The following is a 20119-nucleotide window of genomic DNA, read 5'->3' as shown; positions in this document are numbered from 1 at the left end:
AGCCACCCATGGGAAACAGGGATTCGTCTTCCCCACGACCCTACAGGGGTCGAACTTACCCACTGAGATTTCTCCGCTTCCTACGGTCAGTCAAAAAGACGCCGTATGGGGTTCCCGTTTCAAGGTTTCCGGCTATATAGTACGCTGCTGTACCTTATTTGATACTTCCCACTACTAGTAAAAGCTCCGCCCGCTGTTGATTATTCAGTTTAACTTGGGTTGAGATAAGTTAGATGGGCGGAAGCTTTTTGATAGCCTGAGTGCTGGTACGGCATGGTACTTTGCACGGTTAAAGATCACTTAACCGGGCCGACAAGGTCCCCTATCCCCGCTACGGACTCCCGTTTTCCCGCTGGACCATATCGGTGGAGGGAGGTTTTTCAGGGCCGGGGCCCACTTGGATCTGGACGTGCATGCCGCGCTTGGCGGCCTCTTCCTTCAGGATCAGCCCCACGCTGTCTATCAGCGCCAGACACTGCTGCTGGCTCAGGGCATTCGTGCTTGCGGAACCTGCTTCGGCCTTATCGGACTTCCGACATCGGTCATCCGACTCCCTACCCTTTGGCCTACCCGTAATAAGACACAGCAGTGCCCTTAAGAATTGGTGCGTTCTTTTTTGCATAGCTTCAGCATTAAATTATTGAAACAAATACTTGTTCAGCGCTCAGCGTTCACTGATCCTTGAACCTTGAACATTTGAACAATGAACCTTTGAACATTTGAACAATTGAACCTTGAACATTTAAACTTTGAACTTCTTTTTGCGTGATTTGGCTGAGTCTGCTTGTAGCAGACGCCTACCTATATGGGCAGGTCACTCCGAACGGAGCTGCTTTGGAAATACTTGCTGCCCTCCCTCCCGACGTCTCGGAAAGGGGGCTCCGCTCCCACCCTCAGTCCGGAGACTTGATGATGTTTTTTTGGAGCTGTTTGGTCGTGTAAGATTGATCGGTCAGCAATGTGCGGCTACCTACAGGATTTCCCGGTAAGCTACCATGCTGAACGCATGACATCGTTGAGCAAAAATAAGCCAGTATCCTTCCCTCCTGCTTTGACGAGGAGTCTGGCAGGTTAATTTTAAAGGAATAGAAATGTTGGCTTTTCTTGCTCATAATTTAAAATTATGAGTCTCTGGAAAAAAGGAGCACTATAGTGTGAACTTCTATCAACCACATCACAAGGTTCCGACGCCTTCTAAGAATGGTAACGATAGAGCCCAACAGCTATAGTGCATACAAAGGTATACATAATAACTGTATGGGCATTAACCTACCGTCTCGTCTTAGAATCAAATTGTCGGAATTTGCGATCGAGACTCTTTAATTAATACCAATTATAAATGTAGCCTGAAGGCTAGTCAAATATTCATACCCAAATATATACAAATCAATTAAATTAAAAAATTTTTTGATAAAATATGTCGCGACAATATTTAATCAATTTGTAAATGGCACAAATTGATGTAAAAAAAGCAGAAATACTTAAAAAAAATATTGAAAATCTTCTTAAAATAGCTGATCTTACTTGGGAAGCTCTTGAAGATGAACTAAAAATTTCTTTCCCAACTCTAAGAAGAGTCCAGGACTTAAAGACAAATCTATCTAAAAAAAATAAGCGTAAAATTGAATTGTTTTTTGGCATCCCAGAGAAATCGATTGATTCTTCCGATCCCATAGATTTTCCAAATTCTAAAACCGATAGTCCTTATATTAGTTTTAAAGAAGGTAATTCTAGCAATTTGGAGTATTTTAAATCTAAAGCTGATGAACTTAAAGCGGCAAAATTTGTGAGAACTCTTGTGCTTAAACATAGTTATTTCGAACAACCTCGAAGAAAAAGTGATATGATTGAAAAGTTGAAAACCTTTAGAAAATACAAAAAATCATATAAAGATTCTGCTATGGCCAAAGAAATTGAGAGAATGCACAAAGAGGATGGTACATTGAACATAAAAGATCCACATAGCAATAAATCATACTTTCTTTATTATAGAAACAAATAATTGCTATTTAGGTTATAATAAAGATTTCAAGAAGCGACGATTCTTAACACTAAGTTCACATCTACTGTCTGTATGGTATTTGATTTTTCTCCAGATCCATGCACAAAGAGGATCTTTGCCCGAACATTACGGATTTTTTTACATGGTTAAAATTATATAAACATAGAGCCAAAAAATAAGCATTTTTCCGGTGGTCATTGGGACATTAAATATGAAAAATCTTTCCAAATCTGGAGGTCATTGGGGCACTTTGCATAAATATTTTAAGCCTCTCCCCTATCACCCATATAAATAGTATAAAGCTATTGACATTCACCTATACCAGTATTATAAAACAGTTAAAAATGCCATTATAATCAGGTAAGTATTTAACTTCTATGTGATAGGGAGCTTCTTTTTGCGAAAGAATGCAAATACCATAAAATTATTTAACTCTCCTAATTATTTCGATATGATATAAATGAATTATAACTAACCTTATTTGTATTTGAATATTTTAACTAAAAAAATACCTAGATCTAGGTATTTTTTGTTTGGAGAGCAATGGGTATTATTGGAGAACAAAAATTATATCATAGATAAAATGTACCATAATTTAAAATACTATCATGTTAAAAGTAGAACGATTAACACTACAAAATTAAAAAGCAATTATACATTATGAAAATAATTATTCCAACTTCTTCTGGTGAATCTTTAAAGACCAAAATATTTAAATTCGTTGAAGATGAAAATCTTAAAACATGGGTAATAAGAATTGACTCAAAAAGCGAAAAGTATCTAACACATAAACCTAACCAATGGTATGACTTAGCCCTAATTGAATTTATAGTTTTGCCTAATCAACTTGAAGCAAAAATCGCATGGTGGGATAATAATGAGCCGACTGACGAGGTAAAAGGATATTACATTGGAAGATTTGTAGAAATTTTACTAGTGCATTTTAAGGATAATTTCAAAAATTTTAGTGTCAACAAATGAAATACTAATATTAAATACCCACTAAAGATGACCTCTGGATGCCATATGGAACAACAGCAAAATAGTTTCCTGAAGCATTTCGTTAGTGGCTTGGATTAATAGACAGCAACAAATATGATAAAAATTTATTCATACGTATTACGAATAGACGATGGTGCGGCACCTAATCCATTTTGGGACAATTGCACTTTGACAATTTGCAAACCAGCTATAAGACGAAATGCTCAAATCGGTGATTGGGTAATTGGGACAGGATCAAAAAATACTAAACTTGAAGACGGAAAAACATACGACTTCTCTAATAGTATTGTATATGCAATGAAAATTACTGATAAGAAAACTTTGAAGGAATATGACGAATTTTGTAAGAACAACTTGCCTAACAAAATTCCAGAGTGGAAAACAAAAGATTGGCGATATCGAGTGGGCGACTGCATTTATAACTATTCTATAAATGATGAGCCAACAATTAGAAAAGGTGTTCATAACGAAGGCAACAGACAAAGAGATTTGGGCGGAATATATGCTTTATTATCAGACCACTTTTACTATTTTGGAATAGAAGCAAGACCACTTCCGACCGAATTGAAAGTCCTAATAAAGAGAAATCAAGGACACAAAAAAATAGAAGTCCCTAGGCTCATTCAAGAATTTGAAAAGTGGATAGAGCAATTTAAGAAAAATAAATTGTATGCTGACCCACAAATGAGATGGCTATTTGACAGAGAGTTATCAGACAAAGAAGTTATGATGACTTGTGTTAAGAAAAAAATAGAAACTGAAGAAGATGAAAATGAAGAAACGGTATGTTAATAAGAATACCAGCGGCTGAGCGAGGTGAATGGGGATACCCAACCTAAACTTCTCAAAACAAATAGTGAAATACCCGAATTTATATATTTCTTTAAATTAAATCGGCATTCACGATTGCTGAGGCACTCCATACAGCCTGTCGAGCTTTTTTCCGTGAGCTCGTATTAAACTATAGATTATAGTCAATTCAATTAAACTAAATTGTATCCCATTTCTCAATGGTAAAACAGGTTTGGATAAGAGACGGTAACTTGGCTTAGCCATATAACTGCTTTGACCTTGCTTCCATTGAAACTTTGGCATAAAACGTTTAACCAATACTTTCCAATAGCTATTTTTCTAATAATGATGGTATATAAAAATAATTTTTACAGTTTCTGAAAAAAATTGCTCCTACTTCCCTATTACACTCTATAGATAGTGGTCTTCAACTAGCTTAAATTGTATTACATAATATCAAAGGAAATATACCTAGAATAGGGTATTGTTTGGCGGTGGTAATTTGCTTTTATTAGGGAGAGTAAGAACCTCAGTCTGATGAATTATAAACTAACCTAATATTTTATTTGCCGGATTATCCAAAAAGTAAGCAAAATTTGATGAAAAAAGAAGCAAAGAAAAAAGCAATTGAACATATTGGGTTAGGCATAGCAAAAATTGTTAATAACTATAGTGAGTACGCTTTACTTATTAATGCTTGTGATTTAGCTGCGAAAAGATATGCGGATAAAAAAGACACTAGCCATTTAAGTACAACTCAAAATATTCCATATGAGTTGCGCCTTGATAATGAAATCGAGGTACGTTATAGTAATGAAAATCTAGTTAAAACCTATAAAGAAGAAGTTTTAAATAAAGTTTTAGAGAACTATTTAATTGCATCAATTTCTGTTGTAGATGGTATCCTTGAAGACCTATATGAAATTTTACTTAAATATAATGAACCTGAATTATCTGACGAGGACATTGGAAGGAGAGTAAATAGTTCCTGGAGAAATGATAGCTTATTGAACTACTTAATTCATCCAGATGGAGCGAATTTAAAAGAGCCTAAAGGATTTAATATGAAATATAGGGAGACATTCCTTAGGTACTATGAATTAAGGATAATCCGTCATGCAATTATACATACAAGCAGTGTAATAACTGAAACGGATTATTCACGTTTAGAAAAATTTGCGGAAGAAACAGTAGATGAAAGGAAAAATATTGCTTTAGTAAATTCACCCTTAATCAATAAAAACAAAAAAATTAATTTGTCTATTAATAGCATTTTATCAATTAGACAATATTTGGATAGATTTTTAATGTATTTCTATAAATCAGTTGCCCAAGAAGAAGAAGAATAAAAAAGGATTATTGTGATTTAGAATACGTGTCCAATTGAAATGGGTTAAGTAAAGATTACAATCACATTATGTTGTAGCAAAACATAATATGCATCTTAAAATTAAAATGCATTTATTTAAACATAGGTTCACAATTCCTGTACATAAGGTTTAACACTAATATTTATATTTGAGAATGCAAAAAATTAATAACCTTATTCTATATATAAAATCCTCCATAGAACCCCTAAACCTAACAGATTGGTTGGGAATAGCCGGTTTCATCATTGCATGTTTGAATGTTGTATACTCAATTTATGAAAGGAGAAGTAACAAAAAAGGCAAAATTAAACTTGACATCGACAATCTAGCTATTGAAAAAGAATCGAATGTTTATAGGCTATATTTTAATCTATCACTAACCAATCAATCGAGAAATAAAAGAAAAATAAGTAAATTAGGCTTCACTGTTAATCATGTGCCTGTAACATATTATGATAATACTAATACAGAAATTATCGGTTATGATTTGGAAATAGCTGAACCAAACTTGAGGCAGTTTCATTGTACAATATATAATAAAATATTCTCTCGATATAACTTATTGAAAATCACAGTTACAGATACTTATGATTACAAGCATTCTTACATGCGCGTTATAAATATAAAAACATTACCTGAAGCAGACATATTTAAGTATTATCAAAATGAATTCTAACTTTGAAAGAGAGTGGATTCTTCAATGTAGAAATTATCTGTAATAGCTCAGACATTATCTGACAGCTGGTCTAATAGCCCCTATCTTCTCAAGCATATTACTCTCAAAAATATTGTTAAAAAAGGAGGGGGGCAGGCTCCACTGATCCATACTACACAATACCAACAAAACTTTAATTATCCTATTGGAGTTTGGTTTAATAGTTGTTATTTTGTAAGTATATTACTTACTTTTTATCCCACCGTTTCATATGAGCCAGTTCGATTACATTAAGGAAATTGCCAAGTTTGGATTGGACAATGATCAAGAGAAACTCAAGGTTTCCCTTAATGAACTTATTGAATACGCTAGAAAAACAAAAAAAACCAATCTCGCCCTTCAGTTGCAGTCCATCTTAAAAGAGGGCATCCGCCAACAAAAGATTGGACATTTGTCCAAGACCGGATCTGTATCTCACTTTCAAAGATTGGCCGAAAACGAAACGGATGAGCTTATTCTTGAAAATCTAACCTCTGATTATACTTTTGAGAACTTGGTTTGCCATCAGGAGATTCAGGATGAACTCCATTACTTTATAAAAGAACATCAAAGTGCCAAATTACTACAGTCATTGGACCTTCCGATAGCCAATAAAATCCTCTTTCACGGACCATCAGGCTGTGGAAAAACATTGGCCAGTTATGTGGTAGCTGGAGAGTTGAAAAGAATGATGATGGTCATCAACCTGGGGGCCATTGTTTCCTCCAAGCTCGGAGAAACTAGTAAAAACCTTTCCAAAATCTTCAAAAGGGCAGCCTCCGAAGACAGCATCATATTTTTGGACGAATTTGATTCTTTGGGGAAAATCAGAGACTATAGCCAGGACCATGGGGAAATGAAAAGGGTGGTGAATACCATTTTACAATTGTTTGATTATCTGCCTCAATCCACCATAGTCATCGCGGCCACCAACCAGGCCAATATGCTCGACGAGTCATTAATGAGAAGGTTTGACGTAAACATCAACTTTAAGCTTCCCGACATAAACCAGATCAAGGCGCTGGTAGATCTGACCATGAAAAATGGGGCATTCGCCTTTAACAATAAGAACAGCAGCGACAAGGTACTCAAAGAAACACTGGGCCTCTCCTACTATAGTATCCAAAAGACTTTGATAACGGCTATGAAGCGGAGCTTGTATCAATTGAAATCTGATGAAATGCCTAATAAAATTCTTGTAGATACTCATATTTGGTTGGACCTTATTAAGGCAGAAAAAAAGTCACTTTCAATTTAAAAAGCCAAAAATTTAAAGACCAGCTTCAAGATCCACATCTCCTGAAATATCGGTAACAAGTTCAAGACTATTTAAGGCCACTATATCCTGGTACAGCGTTCCGGAAATAGCATCATTCTTCTTTTGGGGAATTTCCCGAAGTTTAAGTACGATTGAAAAAGGATGATCCCCCTTCATCAAATGATCCAAATCAGATTCTGGGATATCTTTTTTACCTGAGCACCTCACTCCTATATGAAATTGTGAGCCAGTACATGCTAAGTGTGATGGAGACAGTAAAAAATCAATTTTTTGAACATTGGAAAATACCCTGTCTTCCACACCATGAAAATCCTCAGACCAACTATTTCCAGAATTTAGTTTGTATTTATTGTCAATTTTATTATGTGCCAGTTCAACTGCAGCCAAGGGTTTAAAAATCCCGAAAGAAATGTGAAGAGGTAAATAAGCCAGGTGATTATTTCTTACCGGCAGAAATTTGTAAACCAAGGTAGCAGTTACTTGGAGTTTGCCGGTGGTACAAACAGCAAACGATTTGGGTAATTGAACAGGAATGCCTTTTACCTGATCATAGGATATTGAATCTTCTACTATCAATACAATGCTGTTTTTATCATTTTCAAGTAAGTTATGATAGGTAGGCTTTCCATTTCCAACTAATTTTTTATAAAGCTTTTCATTTCCATTTTGAAAATGAACTGGATTTTTTCCTGCAGGAGATACTGTTGAATTTACCAAAAGAGCTTTTACTGACTCCATTTTTAATTTTGGATAAGCGTGTATTATCTCAGCCGCTAAGGATGTAACCAATGGCGTGGCCAGACTTGTCCCGCTGCACCGGCCAAAATATGGCTGCGTAGCATCTAAGGGAGAACGTAATATCTCCATGCCTGCATCATTATCAAGGAAATCACCTCCTTCGAATACAAGATCAGGTTTTATCAGGTTTTTGTTTTTTTGTGTCTTTTTCCAAGAGGAGGCATTTATTTTTTGATCATAATCATAATGGAATTTTCGAGTGTAAAATGCCGGATATTCCTTTGCGGGGGTAATTCCCAAGTTAAGTTCTTCTTCTAGATTTCCGGCCAATGCTCCAACTGCTATCAGGTTCATTGCCTCTGCAGGCTCCATAATATTTGTAAAACTGCAATCATGCCCCTCAAGTGCCTCAACACTATTATAAAAAAAATGAGTATAAATATCACCGGGATCCTTACCTTCTGTTAACCAAAATTCAATGTCTTCCCTTAAAGAATTTCCAACAGATACAAATATCATCAGGTCTTCTTCATAGGCCAGCTTATCAAGCTCATAGGCCAATTTTCCGATTTGACTATTGTAGGATTTATTGCCGGGTAAGTTAAGTGACATATTGAAAAGCCTTATGCCAAAAGCATGATGGGCTTCTCTTAGATCTTTTAATAAACGGATGATATTAATGTCATCATTTTCATGGTGAATCACCTTGATTGGCACCAGTTTAGCTTTGGCAATTAACTCCTTATTACCCTGGTAAAAATCTGCTCCAAATGCCAATAAGCCCCCTACCATAGTCCCGTGGCCGGAATCGTCCCAATAAGCTCCCTTCCCTGTATGATCTATGAACAGGTCTGATAGTACTGGATTTAAAGGCTCTATAGCACTTATGCCCGTATCTATAACCCCTACCAGTGGTATATCCTCCGGTACATTTACATCAAATCCATATTCCCGTCTTGGAGTACCATATTCTCCTGGTTTGATAACTGGAGCCCTTGCCGAAGTGACCAATCTGATAATGTCAAAATTATCGGTCAATTCGTTCATCGATACAGTTTTACCCAAATTTACTACAAGCATATCAGGAATAGCTGAATCATAGGTAAAATCGATGTTATTTTGTTCCAGATAAGCTAACATAAATTCTAACTGTAGCTCGTGAATATAATTGTTGGTTAATTCGCAAAGGGAAACAAGATAGGCTTCACTTCCTGAAATCACCCCTTGCCTTTTAATTGCAGAGAAAAAATTAAATGAGTAGATTAATGCAAGCTTGTTGTAAGGCTTATGTTCATAGGAATCATTGTCTTTTAGATCAAACACCAAAAAAAGGTGTGCTACAAAAGATTCAAATAGCCCTTGATCATTAATTTCAAATAGAACGGATTTATTAAAATTGCTGTACTCGACTACTTCTAAGCCATATTCAATGCTAAAGGATTTTCTGAGTTTTTGGTCAAATACTTTAAAGAAGTGTATTTCCATTAAATCAACCACTTCAGGAAGCGGTAAAGTCCTCTGTGCATTTCGGACTTCCCTATCTATAGAAAAGTACATATAACTTATCCTTAAACTTTCTCGTCTAAACGCTGGAATTGTTTTCTCATCTGATTCTTTCTTAGATTCCTCTTTATGTATATTCCTTGATTTTCTAAAACCATCATTAGAGGAATAGTCATTTTTCAAGTATCTGTGGGAAAAATCAGCCATAATTAACAATTTAATTTGAATCAAATATAAACATATTATTCAAAAAACAAATTGGATAAATTCCTTAAGACCTATCCTTCTCATATTTGGGAAAGAACTGATAGTTAGGAGGATATGGTGAAAAAATAATTTAAGTAAATATCCCATTCAGACCCTACCTAGACAAAATTTTACATAGTGGGGGTAGTGATTGTGGGTGCACCGTTCCTATATGTTTTATTATGCCTTTTTCACTTACGCTCCATATACTACACTTATCCGCCAATCGTATACACTTATACATTCACTCCTATTATCCCATACCTTTTGGTTACTTTCAAATAATAAGTAGCGACACCCCAAAAAGGTCAAATTATGAATAAAGCAATATAAGGGAGAGACAACTAAAAATATTTTAAGTACAAACCATTGGTATCAAGTAAAATTACCTACATTGAAGTCTTTTAAGAAAGACTATAGGAGGCAGATTAATTTAAAACCTAGGTCTTTAAAATCCTTTTTATAAATTAGTAGATGATGACGGAAAACCAGATTGAATTTTTAAGACTTCATATTATCGAACAAGAAAATTATGAAAACATAGCTGAAATGCTTGCTGTGGACAGATCTACTTTATCAGCCTGGTATGAAGAACTGAAAGAAGAAAGATTGGCCATAGCGGCCATCAGGAATCTGTGGGGAAGAAAGAAAATCAAAATGGAGTTCTCCGATTTTTATAAATGGTACAACTCACAAGATAGAAATTGCCTCTACTGTGAGATTACTGAAAATGAAATTAAGGAGCTGATCGATACTGGCAGGCTACAAACTAAAAGGCTTGCTACAAGAGGGAAAAAACTTGAACTGGACAGAAAGCAACCTGATTTAGAATATGACGATTTTAATAATCTCGCATTAGCCTGTTATTGGTGCAATAATGCTAAAACCGATACTTTTTCGGAAGAAGAGTTCTTTAAGGTGGGGAAGGTATTCAAAGACATCTGGAAACAAAGGTTAGCAGAAAACAAAATTTAAATCCTAATACAAATAATCATTGCCATGACATACAGCTTAGCGTTTCAGAACTTAGTCAATGACGAATTTAAAAAAGCTGAAGCATTTTATACAAACCAAGACCATACAGAAGCCAACCCATACTACATAGGCAAAGGGAATCCAAATGCTGACATATTAATTATTGGAAAAGAACTGGCCATAGATCCAATAGAAAACACTGAAGCTATTGTAAAAGAATCAGTCAATAACACTAGACAATGGAAAGCTATTATTGAAAATGGGGAATCCATTGGAGAGTTTGATCCTAGGTGCCCATATGGTTTTTACCTCCCCCCATCTTCCGGTGCTACATGGAACCAATACCAGAGGCTTAATAATCTAATATTTCCTGAAAATCATAGTACGGAAAAATCCACTTTCTTTGACAAATTTTTCCTCACAGAAATTAATACTGCCCCTTCCCTTAATTCACCTGGAAGACAAGCATTGGCATTAACCGCTATGTCAGAAAGAATAGATACAATTAGAAACAATGCTTTTTTCCAGCAATTCCCCATTGTCATCGTGGCAGCTGGGGGCTATTGGCATATCGATCAGATTAAGAAAGCTTTTGGGGAGGAATTACAACATGATGATCGATCCTTGCCCCAAAACAAATTTATCGTTTTTACCCATCCTGAGAAAAAAAAGTTGGTTATCAGTACTAGGCAATTGAGCACGTCGGTGACGGGAGTATTGGTGGAGAAGATTGTGGGGGAAATTGATGAGTTTAGGAGCTTTATAATATAAAATTTTGAATATTAGTTAAAAATGAATTTAAAGTATGAGACCTTAAATTGGGCAGTAAAAAAATATTTTTATATATAAAATAGCACTCATAACAAATACAAATATGGAACTAATAGGAGATGATGGAGATTTAATTACGTTGCGAACCTGTATGATTAAAAAAGAATTTGTAGAGGAAGATTATAGGTTTTTTCTAAGTGATTCGGCGGAAGTGAAATCTTATAATTTAGATGAAAAATTAAATTTTGAAGCTAAAATATGGGTTAAAACTCCGGAACTAAAAAGACCTATATGGGCAAAATTTCTAGATGAATTAACAGAAGAATTTATAGATGAATTAAAGTCAATGTCAAGTTCTGCAGCTATATTTGTCAAGGTTCCTGAAAAAGGTATAATAATTTTTTTGTTTGGATATGGAAGACATCTTATTAATCAAGCATATATTCAAAGAGATTTTGGTATAAAAACAGCATTAAATTGTTTAGATCATAAAACCTTAAGAAGCATTGATTCACTAACATTGGATGATCAAGCTGTACAAAAAAGAACTCAAGCATCAAGGGACTCAAACATTAACACATTTGGGATAGATGTAAGTAAGGATATATTAAGGTCGGTAACAGGATTACCAAAAAAAGGAGTACCATATAATTCTATTTCTGGGGGTGATGCTTATTTTGGTTTTTCAAAAAAAATTAAAAAAAACGAATTGTTTGATACAGCAAGAGAAATCATCGAATTTTATAATAAAGATGATTATAAAGATAATTTCGAATGGATTGATAATATTAAACGAATTAAGAAAGATGAAATTGTAGAAAACTTAAATGGCAAATTGATTGCAAAAATTAAAAGTAAAGATATAAATAATATTCATCTTAACGTTCCTGAAATTTTATCTTGGGATCAAATAGATGGATTTAGTTTTACAAGGAATAAATCTAACATAAGTCCTACTCTTGAAATAGAAAATTATTACAATTCATTTGATAGCTCAGAATACAAGGAAGAAAGGTTTAAACAAGATCGAGTATTTATTTTTGACTCTCAAAATAATGAAGAAAAAATACCAATATACAAATGTATATATTCAGAATTAATAATAGATGGTATTATATACGTTTACTATAATGCTGAATGGTTTGAAATAGATAAAGACTTTGTGGCAAATATTGATAAATCAATTTTATCGATAGATATTTCAAATATAACATTTCCTGAAGTACTTAAATCTAATTCATTAATTGAAGGAGAATCTATATGTTTTATTGAATCAGAAAAAGATTATAATTTAAGAGCTTCTATTGAATTGTCTTGTCATAATTTAGATGCCAAATTAATCCGAAGTAAAATGGTGTCTACCCCAATTGAAATTTGTGATTTATTGATGCAAGACAAAAAATTAATTCATGTAAAACACAGAAAAGGAGGATCAGCAGGCTTAAGCCATTTGTTTTCTCAAGGTTTTGTGTCTGCTGAAACGATATTATCCGATAGAGCATTTAGAATATCAGCTAGAAAAGTATTAAAAAAAGTCGGTGCAGATCTTGAATTAATACCCCTTGATAAGTTCAAAAGTGAAAACTATGAAATCGTATATTTAGTATTAGGTTTTAAAGACGATATTAGAAAAACTCTTCCATTTTTTAGCAAGATAAATTTATACCGAACCTACAAAGAATTAACGCAAAGAGGATTTAAAGTTTCTTTAGCTGGAGCTGGATTTACAATCTCAAACTGAAAACACCAAAATGAGCTCCCCCTCCCCCTTGCCAATCAAAAAATTATAAGCATCTTGTATCTGTAAATTTTTATAGGTTAAATAGCGTACACAATTACCATTAATGCCGAAAGCAGATATAGATTTTGAAAAGGAACTCTAGGATCCTGTAAACGAACTCAGTCGTGTCGGAGAACAATTATAAGAATTACATCCTTCCACTGGTTTTTCTGAAGCAGCTCATCGTACGCTATGAGATCGTGCTGGAGGAAATAATCCTTCCATAGTTAACAATAACATGAAATGCTATTATTAAATTATATTTAAATCACTCGATAAATAAAAAATAGCGAATAAATTAATTTTTCAATTAAATATCATAATACCAAAACTTATACGTTTCGAAATTTTTCCACCAGCATTTTTTTGATGATTTATAGTTTATTCTTCCCGCTTCAGTCAATACTGTATTTCTCCAAAACACACCTTTTTTACTGTAAGCCAAAGCTATATGTCCTTTTCGATTTATTGTGTCAGAGGGTGCTACGACAATACCGATGGTTCCCTTGACATTCACAATCACAGATAATGAATCATATGTGTTTACCTCCTTCCAATTAAATTTATTCCCAAATTCTATAAGCCAGCTAAATATTCTATCTGAATTCATTTCTTTCACTGTTTCATTCCAAACTGGAGATATTGTTTGGTTATTATTAATAAGTTCTATATACTCATCATTCCACCATACTCTCGGCAAGTATAACCCTAAAAGCTTGAGCAAATCATAAGCATAGATATTACAGAAAGTATTTCCACCAGTCGGCTTATACCTTAAACTATTTTCAACATTTAAAAAATCAATTATTACTTCGATGAGTTTGAATCGCTCTTCCTTTACCTCAATTTTAAAAAGCGGATTTGCTACCTCTATTTCATTTAACGAGTGAGCTCTAGAGGTCGTATTATTACGTGTTATACGTCGCCCTATATTACTGACTAGATGAACTTCTAATGACATAATTTAGATCTTAAAGTATTTTTGCAATGAAATAGTCCCATAACTATTTGCTGCAGTGGAAATATATTCCCCCTGCATTAGGTGAGATTTACTGAAATTTAAAGTAGCACTGGCTGTAGTTTTTCTATTTAGCCCATGTTCAGTTATGAGTAATCTTATTTCGTTATGTGCTAAATACTTTTTATCCAAATAACCATCCACTTCAATACGTATTATGTGATCCTTTCTCATCGCAAGATATTCCTTAACTTTTCCAGCTGGTGAGATTTCATAAATTTTTTCTCCTTTTCCTATTATATCACGTTGCTTTTTTAAAATATCTAGGCGATAAACTATTGTATAACCAGCTGTTGTTCCTGGAGCAGCAAATACTACTTTAATTTCCATAAGCCAAATCCCTGCTAAATTTTCATCATAAAATACATATTCGTTAACTATAAATAGTAAAAGAGTAAATACTGAAGCAGATAGGACACCAATAATAATTTCTAAAGAAGAATGAGCCCCCCAATGTTCTTCACGTAAGGGAAATATTATTAGTAATACTGAATAAATCATAAAAAGAGCCATGAAAAGGCTTCCTACAACTCCCCACATCCTAGATTTATTTTTTCTTGAATATGTCATTTATATTGTTTATTATAAAGATTGAGTAAATGAGTAGTCCTATTTTCAATTTTAAGTCTTCTCTTCGCACAATAAATTTTTGGTTCGGGATATTTCAACCTAGCTATCAATGCTGCGGACATCGCTATATCAATCTTTCTGATGCCATATAGAGCTATTCCAGCTTGGTATATACCCTTCATACCATAGCCAAAGTACGCAATTTTAAGATAAATAATAGGGATGAAATTTCTGGGCACAAAAAAACTCAAAGTGGTAGCTAAAAATATTTCACGGATTTTTCTGGTGATCGTGCGCTCATAATCGCCCGTTAAAACTCGCACAAGCTGCTGCTCAACAGTGCTAGCTCCTTCAATTCGGTTATAAAGCAAGCGATTTTTAATAGCTCTTAAAATTCCTATGCAATCAAACCCTATATGCTTTTTAAAACGATGATCTTCTCCTAATATCAACATCTGAATTAAAATCTCAAAGGCAGTATGTTCTTTTGAATTTACTAGAAGAAATTCTACTCCAATCTTTTCTTTTATTAAAAGAAAATGTTCAGTAAAAAAAAATTTACAAATAATGAAAAAAAAATATTTTAAAAAAGAAAACAAAGATTTTATCATAAATATTAAATTACAAATTTGAACAGGATAGTCGCTATATACCTAACTTCAGATTATTTAATCGTAAAAAAGATTTAACAATTGACTAGTAACTCATTCCCTTAAAAACCTTCTCCCGATGCCATTCCAAATTCTCCTGTAAAGGATAATACTTACTTTCTCCCGGAAGGTGGATCCGCTGCCCACGTAGCTGTTCCAGACTGTATGGGTGTTCGCCGTTTTCTACCAGCTGATCTGAAACCAATATTCGATAATCTCCATCTATGCTGACCATCCCCCTGTCAAAGGCACGGTGTAGGTTAGGACAGAGTGATAATCCATTAGTCACCCGATCATCTTGGGAAACACTGAATGGTACGATATGGCAGGCATCTACGAAGTTGAACCCATAGGTGGAAGTAAGCTTCATACCCGTAAAGCTGCAGGTGGACTGGTAGACTTTGGGTACCAGTTTTTTGAAAAGCCCGTTCCGCACGTATACTTCCTCCTCTACCCCTACCTTGATCCTTTTGAGCGGGATAATGGGTTCGTTGAGGATATAGCTTTCCAGTTCCTGCACATATGTTTTTCTACCTTTTCTCCTTGACTCGTAGTACCGCTCTTTGGTTTCCTGGAAGTAAGTATCCAATAAAACCTGCTTTAGCAGTTCCCTAGACATGGGGTCCTGCAGTAAATCATACAGCTCATCCGCAAAGCAGCCATAATCCAGTACCTCCTGCAGGGTGTTGACGCTTTTGATATGGGCATTTATAGAATATCCCCGCTTAGGCACCAGTTGCCAAAAGGGTTCTTTGCCTGCCTTGTCATTTTTCAGGTAATAAAAAGGCTGTGTAAAATCCGCCTGATGCAGCGTAGGTACCAGTAGTTCCCACGTATCCTGAAAAGCACCCACTAGATCCGCATCCACCCTTATCCTGTTGTCTACTATGATCCCTTTCTCCACCATTTCTATAAGCGCCATCAACAGCACCGGCTTGTGCGGGGCCATTCCGAATTTGGTGGAGCCGCGCTTAAGGGAGGAAAACGCCTTGAGGTACTTATTTAAAGTATTATTCAACATTCAGGTGAAAAATTAAGCATTTCTATGCAATTATCCTTTTTTCCTACACCTATTTTTATAATTTTAGGTAAATTATTATAACACATGATCAAAGTCACCTGTGCCATCATCATTAAACACGACCTGATACTGGCAGTGCAGAGAAGCGGAAAGATGAAGATGCCATTCAAATGGGAATTTCCCGGGGGCAAGGTAGAAGAGCAGGAGGACGAAACCCTTTGTATCCAGAGGGAAATCAAGGAAGAATTGAATGTCGAAATTAGAATTTTGGACAGACTATCCCCTGCCACCCATGACTATGGCACTTTCACCATCCAACTAATACCTTTTATAGCTACGATCATTTCCGGAGAGCTCCTGCTACAGGAGCACCAAGCCCATCGCTGGCTGACCAAGGATGAGCTGTGGGATTTGGATTGGGCAGAGGCTGATGTACCAGTGGTACAGGAATTTTTAACACGCAATACATGAACCAAGGAATATACGAAGCCCTGATCAATCAGGTCATCCAATCCAGAATCAATGACCTGGATAAAAACACCTATTACATCCATCAGCAACCTATAGATAAGGAAGAAGCTGCTTTGATGTTGTCCCAGTACCTATCCGCTGTACTCAAAAAAGCCCTCGGACTGATAACTAAAGAGGGGGCATTGGAAAAACAACTTACCTTAGCCAACAAGATCATTTTTCTGATCCGGGATGAACTCGACCTTCAGGAGTTTGAGGAAGACCTCTTAGACATCGAAGGAAAGATCCTGAAGGCCATCTTTTCTAAAATCAATGCTGATTTTACAGATCTTGGCCAGCACATATCCCGAATCACTCCCGAAACCAGGCTGATCCACAGCGAGCTTTTTACCGGTGGCAATGCCAGAACTTCCTTGGATGTAGAGCTCCGAAAGGAAATCCTTTCTTCCAATAAAATAGATCTTTTGGTTTCCTTTATCAAATGGAGTGGCATTATTCTTATTTCCGAAGCACTAAAAGAATTTACCAATAAGGGCGGCAGGCTGCGGCTAATCACCACCACTTATGTAGGCGCCACAGATCAGAAGGCGGTGGAACTGCTGGCGGGATTGAAAAATACAGAAGTAAAAGTCTCTTATAATACTAGCAATGAGCGGGTACATGCCAAGGCCTACCTGTTTTACCGGGATACGGGTTTTCACACCGCCTATATCGGCTCCTCCAATTTCTCCAAATCAGCCCTGACCAAAGGCCTGGAGTGGAACATGAAAGTTACGACGAAGGAAATCCCCCATATCATCGAAAAGTTTCAGAAGACCTTTGACACCTATTGGCAGAATCCAGATTTTGAAACCTTTCACAAAGGACATGAAGAAAAGCTAAGCGTGGCACTGAAACAGGGGAAGTTAAATGGTTCACAAAAGATAAATCTTAGCCAGTTCGACATCAAGCCATATCCCTTCCAAAATGAAATCCTGGAAAAGCTGGAGGTGGAAAGGAGCATACATGGCCGCTACAGAAATCTGGTAGTCGCTGCTACAGGGACCGGCAAAACGGTCATATCCGCTTTTGATTTTAAAAGATTCAGATCCGCAAACCCTTTGGCAAAACTCCTGTTTGTAGCCCACCGCAAAGAAATCCTGCAGCAGGCTCAATTTACCTTTCAGGGGATATTGAAAGATGCCAATTTTGGGGAGCTGTGGGTCGACGGCATAGCACCTACCAAGCATAATGTTCTTTTTGCTTCGGTGCAGACCCTGAACAACCGGATAGAAGCCCTGCCACTATCTGTAGACTATTTTGATTTTATCATCATCGATGAGGTTCACCATATTGCAGCCAGCAGCTATAGGCCCATTCTACAGAAATTTAAACCTCAAATCTTACTTGGCTTAACCGCCACTCCTGAAAGGATGGATGGTGCGGATATCCTGGACGACTTCTGCCATCGGATAGCTGCCGAAATCCGTCTTCCCGAAGCGCTCAATAAAAAGCTGTTGACGCCATTTCAGTATTTTGGGATTACCGATACGGTGGATTTGTCAGGAGTGAGCTGGACCAAAGGAAGGTACCTGCCCAGTGAGTTGAGTAAAATCTACACCAGCAACGATCATCGGGTAAGCCATATTATCAGCAACCTTGAAAAATACCTGCTCGACCCTTTTGACTGTAGGGCTTTAGGCTTCTGCGTCACCCAGGAGCATGCCGCATTTATGGCACAGAAATTTAATTATGTTGGACTAAAGGCGGATTATCTAGTGAGTTCCAGAACGGAAAATAGAGAACAGGTCCGGCAGAAACTCATCACCAAGGAGATCAATTATCTCTTTGTGGTGGACATCTTTAATGAGGGAGTAGATATCCCGGAAATAGATACCGTTTTGTTCCTTCGCCCTACGGAAAGCTTAACGGTCTTTTTACAGCAGTTGGGCAGGGGCTTAAGGCTACATGAGGACAAGGACTGTCTGATGGTATTGGACTTTGTAGGAAATGCCCGGCCTGAATATGATTTTGAGGGGAGATTCAGGGCCCTGGTAGGCAAAACCAAAACCTCGATCAAAAAGGAAATAGAAACAGACTTCCCGCACGCACCGCTGGGTTGTGCCATAGTCCTCGAGGAAAAGGCCAAGGAAACCATCCTCCGAAACATACAGTTGGCCACCAATCCCAACAGGGCACAGCTGATCCAAAAGATCCAAAACTTCGAACATCAGTATGCACTTCCGCTGACACTCGAGAACTTTACAGATGTCAGCCATATACCTTTGGCGGTCATTTATAAGAAGGGATCTTGGAAGCGCTTATGTGCTGCAGCAGGTAAGATTCCTTACTTTGATGCCCGCAATGAAAAGGAGATCGTCACCTGCATCCTAAGAAAGTGGCTCTCCACTTCGTCTACCTCTTATTTCAATTTTATCCTTCAACTGGCTAGAAAAGGTTTTGATATCGACCTGGACAAAATGGCTGAAAATGAAAAGGCGATGTGCCTGATGCTGCACTATGATGTATGGCAAAATGCAGGGGGATTTGATTCATTGCAGGAAAGCATCAGAGCCATTGGTACCAACCCTATCCTTGTGTTGGAGATAATTGAAGTCCTTGAGATATTAATAGAAGAAATTTCCTTTCTGGAAATCGAAGCCCAGCTCCCCTTTGAGCAGCCATTGAAGATCCATTCCCGCTATACAAGGGACCAGATCATGGCTGCATTCGGATTGAGCACCTTCCACACCAAAACCTCCAACCGGGAAGGTGTGGCAGAAAACAAAGCCCTGAACGTGGAGCTGCTCTTTGTGGATCTGATCAAATCGGAAGAAAACTTCTCCCCCACCACCATGTATCAGGATTACGCCATCACAGAACAGCTATTCCACTGGCAGTCCCAAAATAAAGCCCGCCCAGATAAGGGAAAAGGGCTAAGTTACATCAGGCACCTGGAAGAAGGAAAAAACATCCTCCTATTTGTCCGCGAACAGAAACAGGACGAATTCAGCAACACCATAGGCTACGTCTTCATCGGAGATGCGCAGTTGAAAGATTACTCCGGCTCAAAGCCTATGAACATCCAATGGGAGCTGGCAGAACCCCTGCCACATTACTTGTACAATGCTTCGGCGAAGTTTGGGTAAGAGAGGAAAAAAGATAAATATATCATTAACTGGTTTACCATGGCCCCTGTAGGGATGAAAAATTTTTCATCCCTACAGGGGCAAATAATTGTATATCTCTCTCAAATTC

General features: G+C 36.6%; 17 protein-coding genes. 11 read left to right on the top strand and 6 right to left on the bottom strand.

What is annotated here, in order from left to right:
• Window positions 1-893 precede the first annotated feature (893 nt).
• A complete protein-coding gene (locus EL17_RS23725) occupies window positions 894-1112 on the bottom strand; it encodes a hypothetical protein (RefSeq protein WP_164675224.1) in 219 nt (72 codons plus the stop codon).
• 335 nt (window positions 1113-1447) lie between these two features.
• Here EL17_RS23725 and EL17_RS22035 point away from each other — a divergent pair, with 335 nt between their 5' ends.
• The 6 genes from EL17_RS22035 to EL17_RS22010 all read left to right on the top strand — a co-directional run bounded on the left by EL17_RS22035 (window position 1448) and on the right by EL17_RS22010 (window position 7118).
• Window positions 1448-2002: a hypothetical protein gene (locus tag EL17_RS22035; RefSeq protein ID WP_035079831.1), complete on the top strand. Its 555-nt coding sequence runs from the start codon at window positions 1448-1450 to the stop codon at window positions 2000-2002.
• Between the two features lie 660 nt (window positions 2003-2662).
• Entirely contained in the window at window positions 2663-2983 is a 321-nt protein-coding gene (locus tag EL17_RS22030; protein WP_035079828.1) for a hypothetical protein, read from the top strand.
• Window positions 2984-3097: 114 nt separating this feature from the next.
• Window positions 3098-3796, top strand: a complete 699-nt coding sequence (locus EL17_RS22025) for an Nmad2 family putative nucleotide modification protein (RefSeq protein ID WP_035079825.1) — start codon at window positions 3098-3100, stop codon at window positions 3794-3796.
• 599 nt (window positions 3797-4395) lie between these two features.
• The gene (locus EL17_RS22020) at window positions 4396-5145 is read left to right on the top strand and encodes a hypothetical protein (protein WP_035079822.1); all 750 of its coding nucleotides are present in this window, start codon (window positions 4396-4398) and stop codon (window positions 5143-5145) included.
• A 175-nt stretch (window positions 5146-5320) separates the two neighbouring features.
• A complete protein-coding gene (locus tag EL17_RS22015) occupies window positions 5321-5842 on the top strand; it encodes a hypothetical protein (RefSeq protein ID WP_035079819.1) in 522 nt (173 codons plus the stop codon).
• A gap of 250 nt (window positions 5843-6092) precedes the next feature.
• Complete coding sequence (locus EL17_RS22010) at window positions 6093-7118, top strand: AAA family ATPase (protein WP_035079817.1); 1026 nt, start codon at window positions 6093-6095, stop codon at window positions 7116-7118.
• 12 nt (window positions 7119-7130) lie between these two features.
• Here EL17_RS22010 and EL17_RS22005 read toward each other — a convergent pair whose 3' ends face one another.
• Window positions 7131-9587 (bottom strand): S8 family peptidase, encoded by a 2457-nt coding sequence (locus tag EL17_RS22005; protein ID WP_035079815.1) that lies wholly within the window; start codon window positions 9585-9587, stop codon window positions 7131-7133.
• Between the two features lie 513 nt (window positions 9588-10100).
• Here EL17_RS22005 and EL17_RS22940 point away from each other — a divergent pair.
• From EL17_RS22940 to EL17_RS21990, 3 genes are all read left to right on the top strand, one after another.
• Window positions 10101-10601 (top strand): hypothetical protein, encoded by a 501-nt coding sequence (locus tag EL17_RS22940; protein WP_051720355.1) that lies wholly within the window; start codon window positions 10101-10103, stop codon window positions 10599-10601.
• A gap of 24 nt (window positions 10602-10625) precedes the next feature.
• Window positions 10626-11372 carry a hypothetical protein gene (locus EL17_RS21995; protein ID WP_035079813.1) on the top strand — a complete coding sequence of 249 codons (747 nt, stop codon included), beginning with the start codon at window positions 10626-10628 and terminating at the stop codon, window positions 11370-11372.
• Window positions 11373-11475: 103 nt separating this feature from the next.
• Window positions 11476-13113, top strand: a complete 1638-nt coding sequence (locus tag EL17_RS21990) for a DUF6119 family protein (RefSeq protein ID WP_051720353.1) — start codon at window positions 11476-11478, stop codon at window positions 13111-13113.
• A gap of 349 nt (window positions 13114-13462) precedes the next feature.
• On the opposite strand, the gene EL17_RS21985 is transcribed toward EL17_RS21990, so the two are convergent.
• The 4 genes from EL17_RS21985 to EL17_RS21970 form a co-directional block, all read right to left on the bottom strand.
• On the bottom strand, window positions 13463-14113 hold the full coding sequence (locus EL17_RS21985) for a hypothetical protein (RefSeq protein WP_035079810.1): 651 nt from the start codon (window positions 14111-14113) through the stop codon (window positions 13463-13465).
• A 3-nt stretch (window positions 14114-14116) separates the two neighbouring features.
• Window positions 14117-14740 (bottom strand): hypothetical protein, encoded by a 624-nt coding sequence (locus EL17_RS21980; protein WP_035079808.1) that lies wholly within the window; start codon window positions 14738-14740, stop codon window positions 14117-14119.
• Window positions 14737-15351: a biosynthetic peptidoglycan transglycosylase gene (locus EL17_RS21975; protein ID WP_035079805.1), complete on the bottom strand. Its 615-nt coding sequence runs from the start codon at window positions 15349-15351 to the stop codon at window positions 14737-14739. The genes EL17_RS21980 and EL17_RS21975 overlap by 4 nt, the downstream gene beginning before the upstream one ends.
• Before the next feature lie 85 nt (window positions 15352-15436).
• A complete protein-coding gene (locus tag EL17_RS21970; protein WP_035079802.1) occupies window positions 15437-16411 on the bottom strand; it encodes an HNH endonuclease in 975 nt (324 codons plus the stop codon).
• A gap of 84 nt (window positions 16412-16495) precedes the next feature.
• Between EL17_RS21970 and EL17_RS21965 the strand changes: the two genes are divergently transcribed.
• Entirely contained in the window at window positions 16496-16882 is a 387-nt protein-coding gene (locus tag EL17_RS21965; RefSeq protein WP_035079799.1) for a (deoxy)nucleoside triphosphate pyrophosphohydrolase, read from the top strand.
• Entirely contained in the window at window positions 16879-20010 is a 3132-nt protein-coding gene (locus EL17_RS21960; RefSeq protein ID WP_035079798.1) for a DEAD/DEAH box helicase, read from the top strand. The genes EL17_RS21965 and EL17_RS21960 overlap by 4 nt, the downstream gene beginning before the upstream one ends.
• Window positions 20011-20119: the final 109 nt, after the last annotated feature.

The organism is Anditalea andensis (genome assembly GCF_000714815.1).
GTDB classification, from domain to species: domain Bacteria; phylum Bacteroidota; class Bacteroidia; order Cytophagales; family Cyclobacteriaceae; genus Anditalea; species Anditalea andensis.
The sequence above is the reverse complement of the archived record's forward strand: the minus strand, read 5'-3'. Positions and strand labels throughout refer to the sequence as shown.

Excerpts from the sequence above, each read along its gene's own strand:
- EL17_RS23725 (WP_164675224.1), bottom strand. The coding sequence starts at position 1,112 with ATGAGCAAGAAAAGCCAACATTTCTATTCCTTTAAAATTAACCTGCCA.
- EL17_RS22035 (WP_035079831.1), top strand. The coding sequence starts at position 1,448 with ATGGCACAAATTGATGTAAAAAAAGCAGAAATACTTAAAAAAAATATT.
- EL17_RS22030 (WP_035079828.1), top strand. The coding sequence starts at position 2,663 with ATGAAAATAATTATTCCAACTTCTTCTGGTGAATCTTTAAAGACCAAA.
- EL17_RS22025 (WP_035079825.1), top strand. The coding sequence starts at position 3,098 with ATGATAAAAATTTATTCATACGTATTACGAATAGACGATGGTGCGGCA.
- EL17_RS22020 (WP_035079822.1), top strand. The coding sequence starts at position 4,396 with ATGAAAAAAGAAGCAAAGAAAAAAGCAATTGAACATATTGGGTTAGGC.
- EL17_RS22015 (WP_035079819.1), top strand. The coding sequence starts at position 5,321 with ATGCAAAAAATTAATAACCTTATTCTATATATAAAATCCTCCATAGAA.
- EL17_RS22010 (WP_035079817.1), top strand. The coding sequence starts at position 6,093 with ATGAGCCAGTTCGATTACATTAAGGAAATTGCCAAGTTTGGATTGGAC.
- EL17_RS22005 (WP_035079815.1), bottom strand. The coding sequence starts at position 9,587 with ATGGCTGATTTTTCCCACAGATACTTGAAAAATGACTATTCCTCTAAT.
- EL17_RS22940 (WP_051720355.1), top strand. The coding sequence starts at position 10,101 with ATGATGACGGAAAACCAGATTGAATTTTTAAGACTTCATATTATCGAA.
- EL17_RS21995 (WP_035079813.1), top strand. The coding sequence starts at position 10,626 with ATGACATACAGCTTAGCGTTTCAGAACTTAGTCAATGACGAATTTAAA.
- EL17_RS21990 (WP_051720353.1), top strand. The coding sequence starts at position 11,476 with ATGGAACTAATAGGAGATGATGGAGATTTAATTACGTTGCGAACCTGT.
- EL17_RS21985 (WP_035079810.1), bottom strand. The coding sequence starts at position 14,113 with ATGTCATTAGAAGTTCATCTAGTCAGTAATATAGGGCGACGTATAACA.
- EL17_RS21980 (WP_035079808.1), bottom strand. The coding sequence starts at position 14,740 with ATGACATATTCAAGAAAAAATAAATCTAGGATGTGGGGAGTTGTAGGA.
- EL17_RS21975 (WP_035079805.1), bottom strand. The coding sequence starts at position 15,351 with ATGATAAAATCTTTGTTTTCTTTTTTAAAATATTTTTTTTTCATTATT.
- EL17_RS21970 (WP_035079802.1), bottom strand. The coding sequence starts at position 16,411 with ATGTTGAATAATACTTTAAATAAGTACCTCAAGGCGTTTTCCTCCCTT.
- EL17_RS21965 (WP_035079799.1), top strand. The coding sequence starts at position 16,496 with ATGATCAAAGTCACCTGTGCCATCATCATTAAACACGACCTGATACTG.
- EL17_RS21960 (WP_035079798.1), top strand. The coding sequence starts at position 16,879 with ATGAACCAAGGAATATACGAAGCCCTGATCAATCAGGTCATCCAATCC.